Genomic DNA, 16558 nt, shown 5'->3' on the forward strand with positions numbered 1-16558 from the left:
AGCAGCTATGAATTTGATAGTGATCATCGCGGCGACCCTGGTTGCCGGCATCGGAAGCGTGTGGCTGGCCGCATTGCTCTTGCGCGTGGGCGTGCGCAGCGGCTCGGGCGGGGTGAATTCGCAGCACCTGCTGAGCCTGGCCGCGGGGGCGCTGCTTGCCACGGCGTTCATGCACCTTCTGCCCGAAGCTTTCGAAAGCCGCATCGAGCCTGCGCGGCTGTTCGGCGCGCTGCTGTTCGGGCTGGTGTTCTTTTTTCTGCTCGACAAGGCCGAACTCTGGCACCACGGCCATGAGCATCACCACGGCAACCCGGTGCCCGGACCTGTCGGGCACAAGGCGGGGGAGCATGCGCACGATCACGATCACGGCCATGACCACGGCCATTCACACAGCCACGCGCCTCGCTCGGGCGGCGGCTGGGCGGTGCTTACCGGCGACAGCGTGCACTGCTTCGGCGACGGCATCCTGATTGCATCGGCCTTCATCGCGGACATGCGCCTCGGCCTGGTGGCGGCCATTGCCGTGCTCGCGCACGAGGTTCCGCACCACATCGGCGACCTGGTCGTGCTGCGGCAGAGTTCGGCCAACCAGCGCGCGGCGCTGATCAAGGTGTCGCTCGCAGGCACCATGACCATGCTCGGCGGCATCGTGGGGTGGTGGCTGGTCGATCAGCTGCACGGCTGGCTGCCGTACTTCCTGGTGCTGGCCAGCAGCAGTTTCGTCTACGTGGCGCTGGCCGACCTGATTCCCCAGTTGCAAAAGCGCCTGCCCGCGCGGCAGACCGCGGCACAGATCGCGTGGCTGGTCGTGGGCATTGCGCTCGTCACGCTCGTGAGCCGGCTTGCGCACGGCGAGCACGATCATGGCCACGCGGAACACGGCCACGCGGAGCACGGCCATGCTCACGAGGGCGAAGGGGCCCCGGCGCACAAGGACTGACCCATAGCGCCGGCTGGATGGATACGTTCCGAAACCGACGCTGTTCCGGGGAATTGAGGCACGGCACCTGAAAGAGGTGCAACATTGGGGGTCTGACGAATGTCTCGCTCATCCCATCGCCGAGGAACCGATCATGAACAACGTCGACGCCAAGAAGCGCCCCGCTCCGCCATCGCCCGAAGATGACGACGACGATTCGCCTGTCGACGACTTCGAAGAATCGGAATCGGAAGCCGCCGACGACCTGTCGGATGCAACCGGCATCGACCTGACAGACGCCAGCGAACTCGACGCCGACAACGTGCCCGCGGACGAAGAGTTTGCCCGGGTGATGAACGCGCCCGACTAAGCCGCTTTCGACGACCCTTCGCCAGTTGCTGCAGCCGCCGTACGCAAGCGCTGCGGACCGAGCATTTCGGCCGTGAGCCCGAAGCCCACAATGCGCTCCGGCACCGGCAATCCGCGTGCGAGCGCCGCGCACGCCTCGCCCATCGCCGCCGAAGTCTGGATGCCGTAGCCGCCCTGAGCCGCGAGCCAGAAAAAGCCGGGCGCCTCGGGCTCGAAACCGCCCACCAGGTCGCCGTCGGCCACGAATGAACGCAGGCCGGCCCAGGTGCGGGTCGGGCGGCGGATGGCGAGCGTGGTGGCTTCCTCGATGCGGTGGATGGCGAAGGCGATGTCCAGCTCTTCGGCTTGCACGTCTTGCGGCTCGACCGGGTCGGCATTGGCCGGCGAGCCGAGCAGCATGCCGGCATCGGGCTTGATGTACCAGCCTTCGTCGGCGCTGAACACCATCGGCCAGTGCGCGACATTGCTGCCCTCGGGCGGCGCGAAAATGAAGGCTGAGCGGCGGCGCGGCTCGATGCCGATGGGCCGCACCCCCGCCATTTGCGCAATGGCGTCGACCCACGCGCCCGCCGCGTTGATCACCACCGGTGCTTCGTAGACGGCGCCGCCCGCCGTTACGCGCCAGCGGTCGCCGATGCGTTCGAGCGCCGTCACGCCGGCATCGCACACCAGCTTGCCGCCAGCCTGCCGCATGCCGCGCAGATAGCCCTGGTGAATGGCGTGCACATCCATGTCGGACGCATCGGGCTCGTAGACGCCGCCCGCCACCTGCCCGGGCCGCAGCACCGGCACCATCTCGAGCGCCTCTTTGCTGCTGAGCCGTTTCGCGCTCGTGTTCATGGCACGCAGCACGTCCCAGTGGGCTTCGAGCTCGGCCACATGGTCGGCGTCCGCCACCATCAAGGCGCCGCGCGGCGTGAGCAGCGGGTGTTCGGCAAAGCCCTCGGGCGGGTGTTCGAGAAAGGCGCGGCTCGCCATGGTGAGGGCACGAACCTGCGCCGTACCGTAGCTTTCCATGAAGAGCGCGGCCGAGCGGCCGGTGGAGTGATAGCCCGGCTGGGCTTCGCGTTCCAGAAGGATCACGCGGGCATGCGGCGCGAGCCAGTAGGCCACCGAGGCACCGGCAATGCCGCCGCCAATCACGAGGTAGTCGGCCGCAACGGGCACAGGTGTGTTGGAAGTCATTGGTGGAGTTTAGGTAGAAATTTGCGTATACGCAAATTTATCGCAATCCATCAATAGAAGCGAGCCGCATCATGTCGGTGAGATTTGCGTTGGCGCAATTTGCGCATACGCAATTTTCGTGCATGGACTACGAACGCCGGGGCCCGGATTGGGGCATCGGACTGGCAGAATCGCGATGCACTACAAGAGAGAGCCAAGCGTGAACCCACACACGGGCAACAAGCCGGGAGCCAAGCCGGGGACAAAGCCGAAGGACGAACAGCCGGCGCTGGACCGCACCACCTTCGGCCACCGCCTGCGCACCGCGCGCAAGCGCTTCGGCTGGACGCTGGCGCAACTGGCCGAGCGCTCGGGCGTGTCGATCACCACCATCTCGCGCGCGGAGCGCGGCCAGCTCGCGCTCGGGTACGAGAACTTCACCGCGCTCGGCCGCGCGCTGGAGATGGACATGAACGCGATGTTCGCGGGCGCCGGCGTCAAGCCCGCGCAGCTCGACGGGCCGGTCGTCACCCGCGCGGGCAAAGGCGTGGTGTACCGCGGCCTGTCGATCGCCTACGAATTCCTGGGCACCACGGCAGCCGGCAAGCAGATGAGCCCGATCGTCGGCACCGTGCATGCGCGCCGCATCCATGGCTCCGAAGACTTCGTGCGGCATGCGGGCGAGGAATTCGCCTATGTGCTGTCCGGCGAAATCGAAGTGCACTTCGACAACGGCAAGGTCGTGCGGCTCGCGCGCGGCGACTCGCTGTACTTCGACAGCCGCATCGGCCATGCGTATGTGAGCGTCAGCCGGCAGCTCGCGAAGATCGTGGGCATGACCACGGCCGAGAGCGGCCACATGAAATCGGCGCGCGAGGCGCCTGCATCCGGGCCGGTCGGCAAGGTGTCGCCCAAAGCCGAATCCACCAAAGCCAGAGCCAAGCCCAAGCCGGCAGTCGCAACAAAGAAAGCCCCGCGAGGCCGCGGAGCCTGACGCCTCGCCGCGCTGTCCTGGTGTTGTCGGCTTGCGCCGGAATCCAGGCGGCGCCGAGAAGAAAGAGGCCGGAGGGACGGGCGTCGCGGCGGCCGATCTCTCAGGGCTGCTCTTTGGGCGGTTCGCCGGGGCGGCCGGATGGGCGGCGATGAGCCGCCGCTGCAGCGGCGGCCGTGGCCGCATGCTGCTGGGCCTGTTGCTGTTGCTGGCGGATCTGCTGCTGTTGTTGCTGCTGTTGCTGTTGCTGTTGTGCCTGCTGCTGTTGGCGTTGCTGGTGCTGTTGTTGCATCGCCTGCTGTTGCTGGCGCGCCGCCTGCGCCTGTTGTTGCTGCTGCTGGCGCATCTGCTCTTGCTGCTGTTGTTGCCGGGCCTGTTGCTGTGCCTGCTGCCGTTGCACCTGTTGCTGTTGAGCCTGCTGCTGCTGGAGCACACGGGCCTGTTGCTGCGCTTGTTGTTGCTGCATCTGCTGGCGCCGTGATTGCTCCTGCTGCGCCGACGACCTCTGTTGCTGAGACTCCTGCGCTGCGCGTTGCTGCTGCTGTTGTTGAGCCTGCAGGCTGGCTGCGCGTGCCTGTTGCTGCTGTTGCTGGGCTTGCTGCCGCCGTGCCTGTTCTTGCTGTTGTTGTTGCTGTTGCTGTTGCTGTTGCTGTTGTTGTTGTTGTTGAAGCAGGGCCTGCGGCGGCGGCTGTTGGGTGTTGCGCGCCTGTTGCCGCTCCTGTCGTTGCGCCTGTTGCGCTTGCTGGCGCTGCAACCGGTCTTGCTGCTGTTGCTGCTGCTGAAGGCGTGCCTGCCGCTCCTGCTGTTCTTGCTGGCGCTGGCGTCCCTGCAACTGCTGGGCCTGTTGCGCGGCTTGTTGCTGCTCCTGCTGCTGCCGCATGAAGGCTTGCTGCTGTCGTGCCTGCTGCTGCAGTTGTAGTTGCTGCTGCTGTTGCTGTTGCTGCGCCAGCTGGGCGTTCTGTTGCTGAGCCACGCCAGGAGCGGGCCCGCCCGCGAAATTGGGCGCGGGAGCGCCAGGCGGCATGCCGCGCGGGGCGTTGTTGTTGTTGTAGACGTTGCGCACGTTGTTCACCACCGTCGTCGAGCGCGAAATGTAGGTGCTGTTGTTGTAGACCACCGCGGGCCGGGCATAGGCGGGCTGCACCGTGCGGTCGCGATCACGGTAGCGCGGTGCGCCCCAGTTCATGTCCCATGAACGCCAGCCCCAGTCGTGGCGTTCGAGCGCGGCGCCCACGACCACGCCGAGCCCGAAGGTGAACGCACCGGCCGCCGCCATCTGGCCGCGGCTGTAGCCCGGCGCAGTCTCGACGGGCGGGGCATACGCGTAGCCGGGGTAAACGGGCACGGGCTCGCCGTAGATGCGCTGCGGGTCGTAGCTCGGCACGTACACCACGTCGGGCTGCACGGGCTCGATGGTGATGAACTGCGGAGGCGCCTCGACCATGGCGGGGCCGGCATAGACGGGTTGTATGTCCTGCGCCGGGGTGTAGTTCCGCGGTGTCGCGGCGCTGGCGACGCGCAGCTTGTCGTTGTTCTTGAGCCGGCCCGCCGCCGATGCGCGCTGGCGCATGACCTGGATCGCGTTCATCACGTCGGCCGGATCGTTGTAGTAGGCCTGGCCGAGTGCGTCGGTCCACGCGATGTTGCCGGCCATCTGGCCCAGCACCGGGCGGAATGCGGTGAGCGACTTGACGCTCGGATCCCAAGGCTGCTGGTTGGCCGCATCGGCGAGCGGGCCGCCCTTGAGTGCCGCGTTCTGTGCCAGCCAGCCGTGCGCGGCGGTGATCTGGTCGGGATAGGTGGAGCCGGCCAGCACCTGCGCCACCAGCTTGTCGGGATACAGCGCGATGGGGGCGACGAGTTGGTAGAGCTGCTCGGCCGAGGGCGGTGTGTAGGCCGCGGGCGTGGGGGCAGCCGGCGCAGGCGCGGGCGCGGTAGCCGCTGGAGGTGCGGGCGCTGGCGCCGGTGCCGGGGCCGAAGGCGTGTCGTTTGTCTTGTTGCAGCCGGCGATGGCGAGCGCGCCGATGCACAGCGAGATCGTCAGGAGCCGCGTAACCGGTGTGCGGCGGAATGATGTTGTCATCTGGAGTTCCTGTAGGGGCGGAGGTCACGCCCTCGAAACTCTTCAACGGCGTGCCATCCGTGTCGACGACGCCAGCGTGCATCGCCGATGAAACGGTCTGTGTCGGTGTTGCACCGCCTGCGCTGTCGGCGCAGAACCACAGGCCCCCAGGGAACCTACTTTGCGCCGCCCGCGTATTTCGTGACGCTCGTCGCGTTCACGTGATAGCCGCTCACGCCCATCATCGAGTCGTTGCGCATTGTTTGCAGCTTGCCGGTCACCCACACGGTGTCCATGGCGCGGAACTTGGCGCCCTTTGACGACACCACGTGCAGGATCTGGTTGGCCGGCGGCGGTGGCGTGTGAATGCAGGCGCCGAAGTAGGGTACGAGCAGGAACTCGGTCACTTCGCCCTTGGCTTCCTCGAGCGGCACGATGAAGCCCGGAATCTTTATTTCGGCGCCGTTCATCGCGGGGTTGGTCGGTGCGTTGTTCGACACCTCCTGCATCTTCATGAGCAGCTCATTGGCGCGCGGATCGCCGTCGTTGAGAGAACTCAGGTCCATGCCCTTGAATTCCTTGGCCGGGTCCCAGTCCTTGGGCACCAGTTCTTCCCAGGTGATCTGGCGCGGCTGGCCCGGTGTGCCCTTGGCTGCAGCAGCAGGTGCAGCCGGTGCGGCCTTGCCGCCGAGCGGGTTCGATGCGGTCGTGTCCTTGGGCGCGGGGTCGGCGGCCCAAGTGGCGGCTGCGAGGCCGGCACCGGCGAGCAGTATCGAAAGCCGCGTGAAAGCCCGGAGCGTGGAGTTTTTCTTTGCGATGCGCATGGTTTCAAATCCTGGGTGAGAGACCGTCGGCAAGAGAGAGCCGGTAGGCACGAATGCCAGGCAGCAGGCTGGCCAGCCAACCCGCCACCAGCAGGCTTGCCATCAGCAGCCATTCGTTCAGTGTAGGTTCTGAAAGGCTCAGTGTCAGCCCGAACTGCGACTGCAGCCATGGCGCGAGCAGGGCAATGCCCAGCACCGCCATGACCACGCCGAAGGCCACGCCCAGCACGGTGACCATGGCGCCCTCGAGCGCGAGCAGCGCCAGCACATGGCGCAGGCCGGCGCCCACGGCGCGCAGCACGGCGAGTTCGCGCCGCCTTTCATTCAGGCCCGCCATCACCACCGAGACAAGGCCCGCAAGGCTCACCAGCGCGACGAGCGCCGACATCAACAGCAGTGCGTTCTCGCCGATGCCGATCACGCTCCACAGTTCGTCGAGCGCCACGCCGGGCAGGATGGCCATCAGCGGTTCGCCGTTGTAGGTGGAAATCCAGCGCTGCACGCCGAACACGGCCGAGCGGTTCTTCAGGCCCACGAGCGCGGCCGTCACGTTCTTGGGCGTGAGGTCGAACTTGCGCACCTGCTCGGCCGGGATCTTCACGCCCGGCATCGGGGCGCCGCCCACCCATTCGAGATGAATGGCTTCCATCGCTTCGAGGCCGATGTGCACCGTGCGGTCGACCGGCGTGCCGGTGCGTGCGAGCACGCCGACCACCGTGAAGGGCTTGTCGGCATGCTCGGCCGTGTTGAGTTCGCCGCTGCCGTGGGCGAGCGTGATCTTCCGGCCGACGTGGTAGCCGAGCTTGTCGGCCACTTCGGCGCCCACCACCGCATCGAACAGTTCGCTGAAGGGCTTGCCCTCGCGCAGTTTCAGCGACTGGCGGTCGCCATAGCGAAAGCGGGTGAAGTATTCGGGCGAGGTGGCCAGCACCGCAAAGCCGCGGTGCGAATCGCCCAGAGAAAGCGGCACCACCCAGTCGACGCCCTGGTGCGCGGCCAGGGCCTGCACGCTCTTCCACGAGATGTTGTTGGTGGCCGCGCCGATGCGGAACACCGAATACAGCAGCAGTTGCGTGGAGCCCGTGCGCGCGCCCACGATCAGGTCGGTGCCCGAGACGGACGATGCGAAGTTCTCGCGCAACTCGGTGCGGATGCGTTCGACACCGAGCAGCAGAAAGGTCGACAGCGCAATCGAGAACACGGTGAGCGCGAGCGTGAAGCGCCGGTTCCAGGCGCTGCGCCAGGCAATGGAAAAAAGCGCACTCATCGGCGTACCTTCATGCGTCCACCGCCATCGCGGCCGTGGCGGCGCGATTGATGTCGGGCAGCAGCACATGGCGTGCAAAGCGCTGTGCAATGCGCTGGTCGTGGCTCACGAACACGAGCGCGCTCTGGTTGGTTGCGCAGGCCGTCAGCAGCACGTCGAGAAAGGCCTCGCGCCGGTCTTCGTCGAGCGCGGAAGTGGGCTCGTCGGCAATCACCACCTCGGGCTGGCCGATGAGCGCGCGCGCCGCGGCCACGCGCTGCTGCTGTCCGACCGAAAGCCGCATGGCCTGCCGTTTCCACAGGTTGCGGTCGAGGCCCATCTGGTCGAGCAGGTGCTCCGCCTGTTCACGTGAACCGCGCGAACTGCCGTTGCGCGCGGCCTGGGCTTCGCGCCGTTGCGAGAAGCGGCACGGCAGCAGCACGTTGTCGAGCACGCTCAGATACGGCAGCAGGTTGAACTGCTGAAAGATGTAGCCCACGTGCGCGACGCGGCAGCGATCGCGCGCGGCGCCGGAGAGCTTCGACCAGTCATGCCCCAGCAGCGTGACGCGGCCTTCGTCGGCCACCAGCACGCCGGCCAGCAGGGACAGCAGCGTGCTCTTGCCGCAGCCGCTCGGGCCGTGCAGAAAGACCAGCTCGCCGGCCGTGATTCGAAAGGCCTCGATGTCGATGCAGGGCGTTTTCATGCCGGGCCACGCAAAGCGCAGCGCTTCGGCGGCGAGCACGACACGCAGCGGCGGCGTGTCGGCCTGGGGGGCGGTGCTCACAGTGTCACTTGCCCCAGTTCAGGCGCACGGGCTGGCTCGCCTGCGCGACGGCCGGACGCTTGAGCTGGCGCTTGAACTGGCCCTGCGCCGAAGCAATCTGAGAATCGATCTGGCGCGTGCCCTTGAACGCGGCGAACAGACCCACGTCGATGAACTTTGCCGCGGCCGCATTGGTGCAATTGAAGGAGAAGGTGGCGTCGAGGTCCGCATGGCCCGGCGGTTCGTTCGGGTCGGGGTTGCCGAGGCCCAGGGCGCTGGAGCGCAGGTCGACGGGGCCGAGCTTGCAATTGGCGGCGGGGTCGACAACAAAGAGTTTGTCCGCCGCGCGCAACTGGGCAATGGCGTCTTCGGCTATTTTCTTCTCGGCAGCGGTCTTGGGCGCGCGCTCGAAGCCGACGATGTTGTCGAGCGGCGACTCCATGTCGATCACCACCGTGGGGCCGTCGATGGCCACGTCGAGCTTGATCTGGCCGTGCACATGCGCGTGCTGCTGCTGGGCCTGTGCTGAAAGAAAGGGCGCTGCGAACAGTGCCGCTGCTGCGAATGCGAGTCCGGATGAAATGCGTCGTCGAAGTCGGATGTGTTTCATGGTTCTGCACCTTGCCGGGTCGGCAGCCCCGGCGTGTTGCTCCATTCGCTCCAGCTGCCGGCATAGAGCGCGGTCGTCCCAAGCCCCGCGATCTGCATCGCAAGCAGGTTGGGCACAGCGCTCACGCCGCTGCCGCATTGGTGGACAACCGTCGCCGGATCGCGCCCCATGAGCATCGCTTCGAACTCGGCACGCAATTGCGATGCCGGCTTGAACTTGCCGTCGGGACCGAGGTTTTCGGCGAAGGGCCGGTTGAGGGCCCCGGGGATGTGACCCGCAATCGGGTCCAGAGGTTCCACCTCTCCGCGATAACGTGCGGCGGCCCGCGCGTCGATCAGCTGCTGGTCAGGCTGGCCGAGCCGGCGCGCCACCATGTCGGTGGTCACGAGCTTTGCAAGCGGCTCGCCCGGCACGAAGTTCGACTGGAAGTGCGCCGGTTCTTCCCGGTTCGTCACTTCGCCGCCCGCGGCCTGCCAGGCTTGCAGGCCGCCGTCGAGCACGGCCACTGCGTCGTGCCCCATCCACTTCAACATCCACCAGAGCCGGCCGCAATAGTTGGCGCCGTTGCGGTCGTACACCACGGCCTGCATCTCGTTCGAAAAGCCGATGCTCGATAACCAGGCCGCAAACTTTTCGCGGCTCGGTAACGGATGGCGTCCGCCAGAGGCCGGTACGCCGTCTTCCTGGGCCACCACCACGTCCCCGTGCGCGCCCGGTACGCCGTGTTTGGCGCTGAGGTCGGTGTCGAGGTTCGCATGCACAGCGCCCGGAATATGGGCGGCGGCATATTGCTGCACGCCCGCATCGGGCTTCATGAGGTCGAAGCTGCAGTCGAAAACCATGAGGGGCAGGTCGCCAGCTTGCAGTTGCTGGAGTTGTTCGACGCTGACGAGGGTGGTGTACATGGCGGGCTCCTTCGTTGTCGATGAGGTTCGATGCGGTTCAGTGTTCTTCGGCCGGCGCCTTGGGTACCGCGCGCTGGCGCAGCACGGTGGCTGCGATGCCGCTCACGACGATGAGCGCCATGCCGGCCCAGCCGGCGGCGTCGATGCGGTCGTCGAACAGCACCACACTGTAGAACGCCGCGAAGACGATGCCGGAATACTGCAGGTTGGCCACCACGAGCGTGCCGGCCTGGGTCTTTGCAGTGGCATAGGCGCGCGTCATGCAAAGCTGCCCGAGGGCCGCAAGCAGGCCGATCGGCAGCAGCCACAGCGCATGCTGCCACGTCCACGAATCTCCGCCCGAAAACCCGGTGGCGGCCGTGGCGAAAGCGCCGGCCACGGCCGAGCCGACCGCGAAATAGAACACCGTGCGCAGTTCGGGTTCGCCGATACGCGACAGCGCCACCACTTGCATGTAGGCAAATGCGGCCGTGAGGCCCGACAGCAGGCCCAGCAGCCCCGCGAAACCCTGGCTCGCATCCACGCTCGGCTTGAGCATGAGCACCACGCCCACGAAGCCCGCGAGCACGGTCAGCGCGAGCGTGCCCTGCAGCGGCGGCCGCTCGACGCGGCCGTCGCGTCCGGGCACCGGCACCCAGGCCAGCAGCGCACCGCCGACCAGGAAGGCCGCGATCCACACACTGCTCATGTAGTTGAGCGTGACGGCCGTGGCCAGCGGCATGTGGGCAATGGCATAGAACCAGGCGCCGAGCGACACCACGCCGATGGTGCTGCGCCAGGCGTGCATGCCGGGGTAACGGGTGGCCATGGAGACGCCGCGGTTGCGCGCCAGCAGCCACAGGAACACGATGCCGATCAGGCCGCGGCCGAGCACCATCTCGCCGCTGTTGAACCAGGCCGAGGCGATCTTGACGACCACGCTCATGGTGGCGAACAAGAAGGCGCCGAGCACCATCCAGAGTGCTTGCACTATGGACTCAGGCGTTGTTCTGCATTGCGCCGCGGTACCACTCGTGGAACTGCTGCATGCCGTCTTCCATCGGGCTCTGGTAGGGGCCGCTCTCGTCGTCGCCGCGCAGCATCAGCGCGCGGCGGCCGGCGTCCATGCGCTCGGCAATCTCGTCGTCTTCCACACAGGTTTCCATGTAGGCGGCCTGCTGGGCCTCGACGAATTCGCGCTCGAAGGCGACGATTTCCTCGGGGTAGAAGAACTCCACCATGTTGAGCGTTTTCGTGGGGCTCACCGGGTGCAGTGTCGACACCGTGAGCACGTGCGGATACCACTCGACCATCACGTGCGGGTAGTAGGTGAGCCAGATGGCGCCGTACTTCGGCGGCTTGCCTTCGCGGTACTTGAGCAGCTGCTCTTGCCACTTTTGATAGATGGGGCTGCCCGCGCGGCCGAGCCGGTTGGCCACGCCCACGGTTTGTACCGAGAAATTGCGATTGAATTCCCAGCGCAGGTCGTCGCAGGTCACGAAGCTGCCGAGGCCGGGGTGGAACGGTCCGACGTGGTAGTCCTCGAGGTAGACCTCGATGAAGGTCTTCCAGTTGTAGTTGCACTCGTGCAGCTCGACGCGGTCGAGCGCGTAGCCCGTGAAGTCCAGGTCGGCGCGCGGGCCGAGTTCGGCCATGTCCGCCGCCACGTCGCGCCCCACGCCGTTTGCGCCGCGCTCGAAGAGCAGGCCGTTCCACTCCGTGAGCGGGTAGTTGTGCAGGTTGAGGCAGGGGTCCTGCTCGAAATGCGGGGCGCCGATCAGCGTGCCTGTGGTGCGCGGGTCGCTCGCCGCATAGGTCCAGCGGTGCAGCGGGCAGACGATGTTGCCGCCGGTCTGGTTGTCGAGCTGGCCGCGGCCTTGCAATATGAGCGCCTGCCGGTGGCGGCACACGTTGGAGATGAGTTCCACGCCCTTGGGCGTGTGCACCAGCGCGCGGCCCTGGTGCTCCTGCGGCAGGGTATGGAAGTTGCCGAGCTCGGGCACCGCGAGCCGGTGGCCCACGTAGCGCGGGCCTTGCGCGAACAGCGTTTGCATTTCGCGCGCGTAAAGCGACTCGTCGAAGTACGCGGAAACTGGAAGTTGGCTCGTGGCCTGCTGCAGTTGAAGACTTAAATCAGACATGGAGGACCTGACCAAGCTCCCCACAGGGAGAAAAAGGAGAAAAAACGGAAGGCGCCGTCTGGAGTCCGGAAGGGCGACGGCCCGAAGAGTTGTGCCGGCGTGGCCAGCAAGGGAACTGAGGATTGTACCCAAGGGGGCACCGCAGTGCCCGCGGCTTTCTATCCGCCGCTTCCGCGCGGTCCAGGCCATGGCGGCGGTTGGTTCGCCGGCCATCTGCCAATGGCTTCGGGGCGGCCGGCGCCCGTTTGGTTCCCCGCCCTAAAATGCCCAATTTCATACTTGTTCTCTCGCATGCCCAAGGTCCCCTCTTCCGCCACGTCCAGCCCGGCAACCACGCCCGATACCGGACCGCTGCCGGCCAGCTACGAAGCCGGGCTCCAGGAGTTGGAACAATTGGTTGCAGAACTCGAGTCAGGCCAATTGCCCCTCGACCAGTTGCTTGGCAGCTATCAGCGCGGTGCCGCGTTGCTTGCTTTCTGCCGCGAAAAGCTTCAGGCGGTCGAAGACCAGATCAAGGTGCTGGACGCGGGGAGCCTCAAGCCCTGGACGGCCGAATGAGCGCCGCTGTGGCCGATTGGGACGCCGCGCGGCTGAACGGCTGGAGCGAACCGCATCTGGCGCGGGTCGAAGCGGCGCTGTCGCGCTGGGTCGGCGTCGATGCCCCGGTGCTGCTCGGCGACGCCATGCGCTATGCCGTGCTCGACGGCGGCAAGCGGCTGCGGCCTTTGCTGGTGCTGGCCGCGAGCGAGGCTGTGGGCGGCAATGCAGCCGCGGCGCTGCGCGCGGCCTGCGCCACCGAACTCATCCATGCCTATTCGCTGGTGCACGATGACCTGCCGAGCATGGACAACGACGTGCTGCGGCGTGGCAAACCCACCGTGCATGTGAAATTCGGCGAGGCCGATGCGCTCCTGGCCGGCGATGCCTTGCAGGCCCTGGCTTTCGAACTGCTGACGCCCGAAGGCGACGAGGTTCCCGCATCCACCCAGGCCACGCTGTGCCGCCTGCTCGCGCGCGCTGCGGGCAGCCAGGGCATGGCCGGCGGGCAGGCGATCGACCTTGCCAGCGTGGGCCTGGCGCTGAACGAAGCGCAATTGCGCGAAATGCACCGCCTGAAGACCGGCGCACTGCTGCAGGGCAGCGTCGAGATGGGCGCGGCCTGCGCCGGTACAGTGGCGCCCGCCGCGCTGGCTGCGCTGCGCGACTACGGCGCCGCCATCGGCCTGGCGTTCCAGGTGGTCGACGACATCCTCGACGTGACGGCCGATTCGCAAACCCTCGGCAAGACGGCCGGCAAGGATGCGGCCGCCGACAAGCCCACTTACGTATCGCTGTGGGGCCTCGACGGCGCGCGTGCGCAGGCGAAGCAGTTGCTCGCCGAATCGCTCGCGGCGCTGGAGCGCAGCGGCCTGGCCGACACCGCGGCACTGCGCGCGCTGGCCCACATGGTCGTCGACCGCGACCGATGAACTGCTGAACAGATGGACAAGAAGAACCACGACGCTCCCATGGCCCCGCTGCTTCCCACGCTCCACGACCCCTCGCCGATCCGGCAATACGACCGGGCCCAGCTCAAGCAGCTGTCCGACGAAGTGCGCGCCTGCGTGCTCGACAACGTCTCGCGCACGGGCGGCCACCTGAGTTCCAACCTTGGAACGGTCGAGCTCACGGTCGCGCTGCACCATGTGTTCAACACGCCGCACGACCGGCTGGTGTGGGACGTGGGCCACCAGACCTATCCGCACAAGATCCTCACGGGCCGGCGCGAGCGCATGCCCACGCTGCGCCAGATCGGCGGCATCTCGGGCTTTCCGCAGCGCAGCGAGAGCGAATACGACACCTTCGGCACCGCGCACTCGTCGACCAGCATCTCGGCCGCGCTCGGCATGGCCATGGCCGCCAAGCAGAAGGGCGAAGACCGCCATGCGGTGGCCATCATCGGCGACGGCGCGCTCACGGCCGGCATGGCCTTCGAGGCGCTCAACAACGCCGGCGTGTGCGACTGCAAGCTGCTGGTGATCCTGAACGACAACGACATGTCGATCAGCCCCCCCGTGGGCGCGCTCAACCGCTACCTTGCGCAATTGATGAGCGGCAACTTCTACGCCGCCGCCAAGAACGTCGGCAAGAGCGTGCTGCGCGCCGCGCCGCCGTTGTTCGAGCTGGCCAAGCGCTTCGAGCAGCATGCCAAGGGCATGGTGGTGCCGGCCACGCTGTTCGAGCAGTTCGGCTTCAACTACGTGGGCCCCATCGACGGCCATGACATCGATTCGCTGGTGCCCACGCTCGAAAACCTCAAGCACCTCGACGGCCCGCAGTTCCTGCACGTGGTCACGAAGAAGGGGCAGGGCTACAAGCTGGCCGAGGCCGACCCGGTGGCCTACCACGGCCCCGGCAAGTTCGATCCGCAGGTGGGGCTGGTCAAGTCTGCCGCGGTGGCCAAGCAGACCTTCACGCAGGTCTTCGGGCAGTGGCTGTGCGACATGGCGGCGCACGATGGCCGGCTGGTCGGCATCACGCCCGCCATGCGCGAAGGCTCGGGGCTGGTCGAGTTCGAGCAGCGCTTTCCCGACCGGTACTACGACGTCGGCATTGCCGAGCAGCATGCCGTCACCTTCGCGGCCGGCCTCGCTTGCGAAGGCCTGAAGCCGGTGGTTGCCATTTATTCGACCTTTTTGCAGCGCGCCTACGACCAGCTGATTCACGACGTCGCAATCCAGAACCTGCCGGTGATTTTCGCGCTCGACCGTGCGGGCCTGGTGGGCGCCGACGGCGCCACGCATGCGGGCGCCTACGACATTCCGTTCTTGCGGTGCATTCCCAACATGAGCATTGCGTGCCCGGCCGACGAGCGCGAATGCCGCCAGTTGCTGTCGAGCGCCTACGAGCAGAACCATCCGGTGGCGGTGCGCTATCCGCGCGGGGCGGGTGCCGGCGTTACGCCGCACCTGGCGCTCGATGCGCTGCCATTCGGCAAGGGCGAAGTGCGCCGCGAAGGCAAGCGCATCGCCATCCTCGCCTTCGGCACCTTGCTGTACCCGGCGCTCACCGCGGCCGAGCCGCTCGATGCCACGGTGGTCAACATGCGCTGGGCCAAGCCGCTCGACGTCGAACTGCTGCTGCAGGTGGCAGGCACGCACGACGCCATCGTCACGCTTGAAGAGGGCGCCGTCATGGGCGGTGCGGGCAGCGCGGTGCTCGAGGCGTTGCAGGCGGCCAACGTGCAGAAGCCGGTGCTGCAGCTGGGCCTGCCCGACCGCTTCATCGAGCATGGCGATCCGGCGAAATTGCTGGCCAGCATCGGGCTCGACGCGAAGGGCATCGAGCAATCGATCACGCAGCGGTTCGGCGCATCGCCTTCCGCAGGGAAAACCCCCCCCGGTACGTTGTAAGCAGGTTTTTACAATCGCGCTGGCCCAAAAGTCCCGCGATGCGACCACAAGTCGCGTCTTTGTTTTTTCAATGCACCCGGAGTGAATCTCAATGGATCGTCGTTCCCTTATCAAGAAAGCTGGCATCGCTGGCGTCCTCGCTGCAGGCATTGCGCCCGCAGTCCACGCGCAAGCCGCTGTCCGCTGGCGCCTGGCCTCCAGCTTTCCCAAGCCGCTCGATACGATCTACGGCGGCGCCGAAGTTTTCTCCAATGCGGTCAAGGCCATGTCGGGCGGCAAGTTCGAGATCTCGGTGCATGCGGCTGGCGAACTGATGCCGGCTTTCGGCGTGGTCGACGGTGTGCAGCAAGGTTCGGTCGAGGCCTGCCACACGGTGCCTTACTACTTCTACGGCAAGAACCCCGCCTTTGCGCTCGGTTCGGCCATTCCGTTCGGCATGAACGCACGCCAGATGACCGCCTGGATGATGCACGGCAACGGCCGCAAGCTGATGGACGAGTTCTACGGCACCTACGGCATGCTGAGCTTCAACGGCGGCAACACCGGCACCCAGATGGGTGGCTGGTTCCGCAAGGAAATCAAGACCCCCGCCGACCTCAAGGGCCTGAAGATGCGCCTCGGCGGCGGCCTGGTGGGCGACGTGATGACCAAGCTCGGCGTGGTGCCGCAAAGCATTCCGGGCGGTGAGATCTATCAGGCGCTGGAAAAGGGCACGATCGACGCCGCCGAATGGGTGGGTCCGTACGACGACCAGAAGCTCGGCTTCAACAAGGTTGCGCCCAACTACTACTACCCCGGCTGGTGGGAAGGCGGCCCCGAGGTCGACTTCTTCATCAACAAGAAGGCTTTCGATGCCCTGTCGCCCGAGAACAAGGCCATCATCTCGGCAGCTTCCGCCGTGGCCTCGCAGGACATGCTGGCCAAGTACGACGCCCGCAACCCCACGGCGCTCAAGCAACTGATTGGCGCCAAGACCAAGCTGCTGCCTTTCAGCAAGGAAATTCTCGACGCGTCGTTCAAGGCCTCCCTGCAGGTCTACGAAGAAAACGCCGCCAAGAGCCCGGAATGGAAGAAGATCTACGCCGACTTCCTCACGTTCCAGCGCGACCAGGTGGCGTGGTTCCGCGTTGCCGAAGGCCGCTTCGACAACTACATGCAATCCGTGAAGCTCTGAGCTTTTTCAAGGACGC

16 protein-coding genes are annotated in these 16558 nt (G+C 66.5%); 7 read left to right on the plus strand and 9 right to left on the minus strand.

The window, feature by feature from the left end:
* The first annotated feature begins 7 nt into the window (after nt 1-7).
* Both ABIC94_RS22220 and ABIC94_RS22225 read left to right on the plus strand, forming a co-directional pair.
* Complete coding sequence (locus ABIC94_RS22220) at nt 8-940, plus strand: ZIP family metal transporter (RefSeq protein WP_354375145.1); 933 nt, start codon at nt 8-10, stop codon at nt 938-940.
* 133 nt (nt 941-1073) lie between these two features.
* On the plus strand, nt 1074-1289 hold the full coding sequence (locus ABIC94_RS22225; RefSeq protein ID WP_126749779.1) for a hypothetical protein: 216 nt from the start codon (nt 1074-1076) through the stop codon (nt 1287-1289).
* Here ABIC94_RS22225 and ABIC94_RS22230 read toward each other — a convergent pair.
* Nucleotides 1286-2473: an NAD(P)/FAD-dependent oxidoreductase gene (locus ABIC94_RS22230; RefSeq protein WP_354375146.1), complete on the minus strand. Its 1188-nt coding sequence runs from the start codon at nt 2471-2473 to the stop codon at nt 1286-1288. The two genes, ABIC94_RS22225 and ABIC94_RS22230, sit on opposite strands and share 4 nt — an antisense overlap.
* 199 nt (nt 2474-2672) lie before the next feature.
* Here ABIC94_RS22230 and ABIC94_RS22235 point away from each other — a divergent pair, with 199 nt between their 5' ends.
* Nucleotides 2673-3446, plus strand: coding sequence for a helix-turn-helix domain-containing protein (locus ABIC94_RS22235; protein WP_354375147.1), 774 nt, complete (start codon nt 2673-2675; stop codon nt 3444-3446).
* Between the two features lie 100 nt (nt 3447-3546).
* Here ABIC94_RS22235 and ABIC94_RS22240 read toward each other — a convergent pair whose 3' ends face one another.
* The 8 genes from ABIC94_RS22240 to ABIC94_RS22275 form a co-directional block, all read right to left on the minus strand.
* Nucleotides 3547-5526, minus strand: a complete 1980-nt coding sequence (locus ABIC94_RS22240) for a DUF3300 domain-containing protein (RefSeq protein WP_354375148.1) — start codon at nt 5524-5526, stop codon at nt 3547-3549.
* 155 nt (nt 5527-5681) lie between these two features.
* Nucleotides 5682-6329 (minus strand): DUF3299 domain-containing protein, encoded by a 648-nt coding sequence (locus tag ABIC94_RS22245; protein WP_354375149.1) that lies wholly within the window; start codon nt 6327-6329, stop codon nt 5682-5684.
* Nucleotides 6330-6333: 4 nt separating this feature from the next.
* Nucleotides 6334-7596 carry an ABC transporter permease gene (locus tag ABIC94_RS22250; RefSeq protein ID WP_354375150.1) on the minus strand — a complete coding sequence of 421 codons (1263 nt, stop codon included), beginning with the start codon at nt 7594-7596 and terminating at the stop codon, nt 6334-6336.
* A gap of 10 nt (nt 7597-7606) precedes the next feature.
* A complete protein-coding gene (locus ABIC94_RS22255; protein WP_436318081.1) occupies nt 7607-8281 on the minus strand; it encodes an ABC transporter ATP-binding protein in 675 nt (224 codons plus the stop codon).
* Between the two features lie 85 nt (nt 8282-8366).
* Nucleotides 8367-8951 (minus strand): DUF2796 domain-containing protein, encoded by a 585-nt coding sequence (locus ABIC94_RS22260; protein WP_354375152.1) that lies wholly within the window; start codon nt 8949-8951, stop codon nt 8367-8369.
* Nucleotides 8948-9856 (minus strand): sulfurtransferase, encoded by a 909-nt coding sequence (locus ABIC94_RS22265; protein WP_354375153.1) that lies wholly within the window; start codon nt 9854-9856, stop codon nt 8948-8950. Before ABIC94_RS22265 ends, ABIC94_RS22260 begins: the two co-directional genes overlap by 4 nt.
* Nucleotides 9857-9893: 37 nt before the next feature.
* On the minus strand, nt 9894-10811 hold the full coding sequence (locus ABIC94_RS22270) for a DMT family transporter (protein WP_354375250.1): 918 nt from the start codon (nt 10809-10811) through the stop codon (nt 9894-9896).
* A 22-nt stretch (nt 10812-10833) separates the two neighbouring features.
* On the minus strand, nt 10834-11976 hold the full coding sequence (locus ABIC94_RS22275) for an aromatic ring-hydroxylating oxygenase subunit alpha (protein WP_354375154.1): 1143 nt from the start codon (nt 11974-11976) through the stop codon (nt 10834-10836).
* 291 nt (nt 11977-12267) lie between these two features.
* Here ABIC94_RS22275 and ABIC94_RS22280 point away from each other — a divergent pair, with 291 nt between their 5' ends.
* The 4 genes from ABIC94_RS22280 to ABIC94_RS22295 all read left to right on the plus strand — a co-directional run bounded on the left by ABIC94_RS22280 (nt 12268) and on the right by ABIC94_RS22295 (nt 16542).
* A complete protein-coding gene (locus ABIC94_RS22280; protein WP_354375155.1) occupies nt 12268-12534 on the plus strand; it encodes an exodeoxyribonuclease VII small subunit in 267 nt (88 codons plus the stop codon).
* Nucleotides 12531-13445 (plus strand): polyprenyl synthetase family protein, encoded by a 915-nt coding sequence (locus ABIC94_RS22285; protein WP_354375156.1) that lies wholly within the window; start codon nt 12531-12533, stop codon nt 13443-13445. Before ABIC94_RS22280 ends, ABIC94_RS22285 begins: the two co-directional genes overlap by 4 nt.
* A gap of 39 nt (nt 13446-13484) precedes the next feature.
* The gene (dxs, locus tag ABIC94_RS22290) at nt 13485-15368 is read left to right on the plus strand and encodes a 1-deoxy-D-xylulose-5-phosphate synthase (RefSeq protein WP_354375157.1); all 1884 of its coding nucleotides are present in this window, start codon (nt 13485-13487) and stop codon (nt 15366-15368) included.
* Nucleotides 15369-15459: 91 nt separating this feature from the next.
* The gene (locus tag ABIC94_RS22295) at nt 15460-16542 is read left to right on the plus strand and encodes a TRAP transporter substrate-binding protein (protein ID WP_354375158.1); all 1083 of its coding nucleotides are present in this window, start codon (nt 15460-15462) and stop codon (nt 16540-16542) included.
* Nucleotides 16543-16558 lie beyond the last annotated feature (16 nt).

Origin of the sequence: Variovorax paradoxus, assembly GCF_040544635.1 — a bacterium.
In the GTDB taxonomy this organism is placed as follows: domain Bacteria; phylum Pseudomonadota; class Gammaproteobacteria; order Burkholderiales; family Burkholderiaceae_C; genus Variovorax; species Variovorax paradoxus_R.

Excerpts from the sequence above, each read along its gene's own strand:
- ABIC94_RS22220 (WP_354375145.1), top strand. The coding sequence starts at position 8 with ATGAATTTGATAGTGATCATCGCGGCGACCCTGGTTGCCGGCATCGGA.
- ABIC94_RS22225 (WP_126749779.1), top strand. The coding sequence starts at position 1,074 with ATGAACAACGTCGACGCCAAGAAGCGCCCCGCTCCGCCATCGCCCGAA.
- ABIC94_RS22230 (WP_354375146.1), bottom strand. The coding sequence starts at position 2,473 with ATGACTTCCAACACACCTGTGCCCGTTGCGGCCGACTACCTCGTGATT.
- ABIC94_RS22240 (WP_354375148.1), bottom strand. The coding sequence starts at position 5,526 with ATGACAACATCATTCCGCCGCACACCGGTTACGCGGCTCCTGACGATC.
- ABIC94_RS22245 (WP_354375149.1), bottom strand. The coding sequence starts at position 6,329 with ATGCGCATCGCAAAGAAAAACTCCACGCTCCGGGCTTTCACGCGGCTT.
- ABIC94_RS22250 (WP_354375150.1), bottom strand. The coding sequence starts at position 7,596 with ATGAGTGCGCTTTTTTCCATTGCCTGGCGCAGCGCCTGGAACCGGCGC.
- ABIC94_RS22255 (WP_436318081.1), bottom strand. The coding sequence starts at position 8,281 with ATGAAAACGCCCTGCATCGACATCGAGGCCTTTCGAATCACGGCCGGC.
- ABIC94_RS22260 (WP_354375152.1), bottom strand. The coding sequence starts at position 8,951 with ATGAAACACATCCGACTTCGACGACGCATTTCATCCGGACTCGCATTC.
- ABIC94_RS22265 (WP_354375153.1), bottom strand. The coding sequence starts at position 9,856 with ATGTACACCACCCTCGTCAGCGTCGAACAACTCCAGCAACTGCAAGCT.
- ABIC94_RS22270 (WP_354375250.1), bottom strand. The coding sequence starts at position 10,811 with ATGGTGCTCGGCGCCTTCTTGTTCGCCACCATGAGCGTGGTCGTCAAG.
- ABIC94_RS22275 (WP_354375154.1), bottom strand. The coding sequence starts at position 11,976 with ATGTCTGATTTAAGTCTTCAACTGCAGCAGGCCACGAGCCAACTTCCA.
- ABIC94_RS22280 (WP_354375155.1), top strand. The coding sequence starts at position 12,268 with ATGCCCAAGGTCCCCTCTTCCGCCACGTCCAGCCCGGCAACCACGCCC.
- ABIC94_RS22285 (WP_354375156.1), top strand. The coding sequence starts at position 12,531 with ATGAGCGCCGCTGTGGCCGATTGGGACGCCGCGCGGCTGAACGGCTGG.
- dxs (WP_354375157.1), top strand. The coding sequence starts at position 13,485 with ATGGCCCCGCTGCTTCCCACGCTCCACGACCCCTCGCCGATCCGGCAA.
- ABIC94_RS22295 (WP_354375158.1), top strand. The coding sequence starts at position 15,460 with ATGGATCGTCGTTCCCTTATCAAGAAAGCTGGCATCGCTGGCGTCCTC.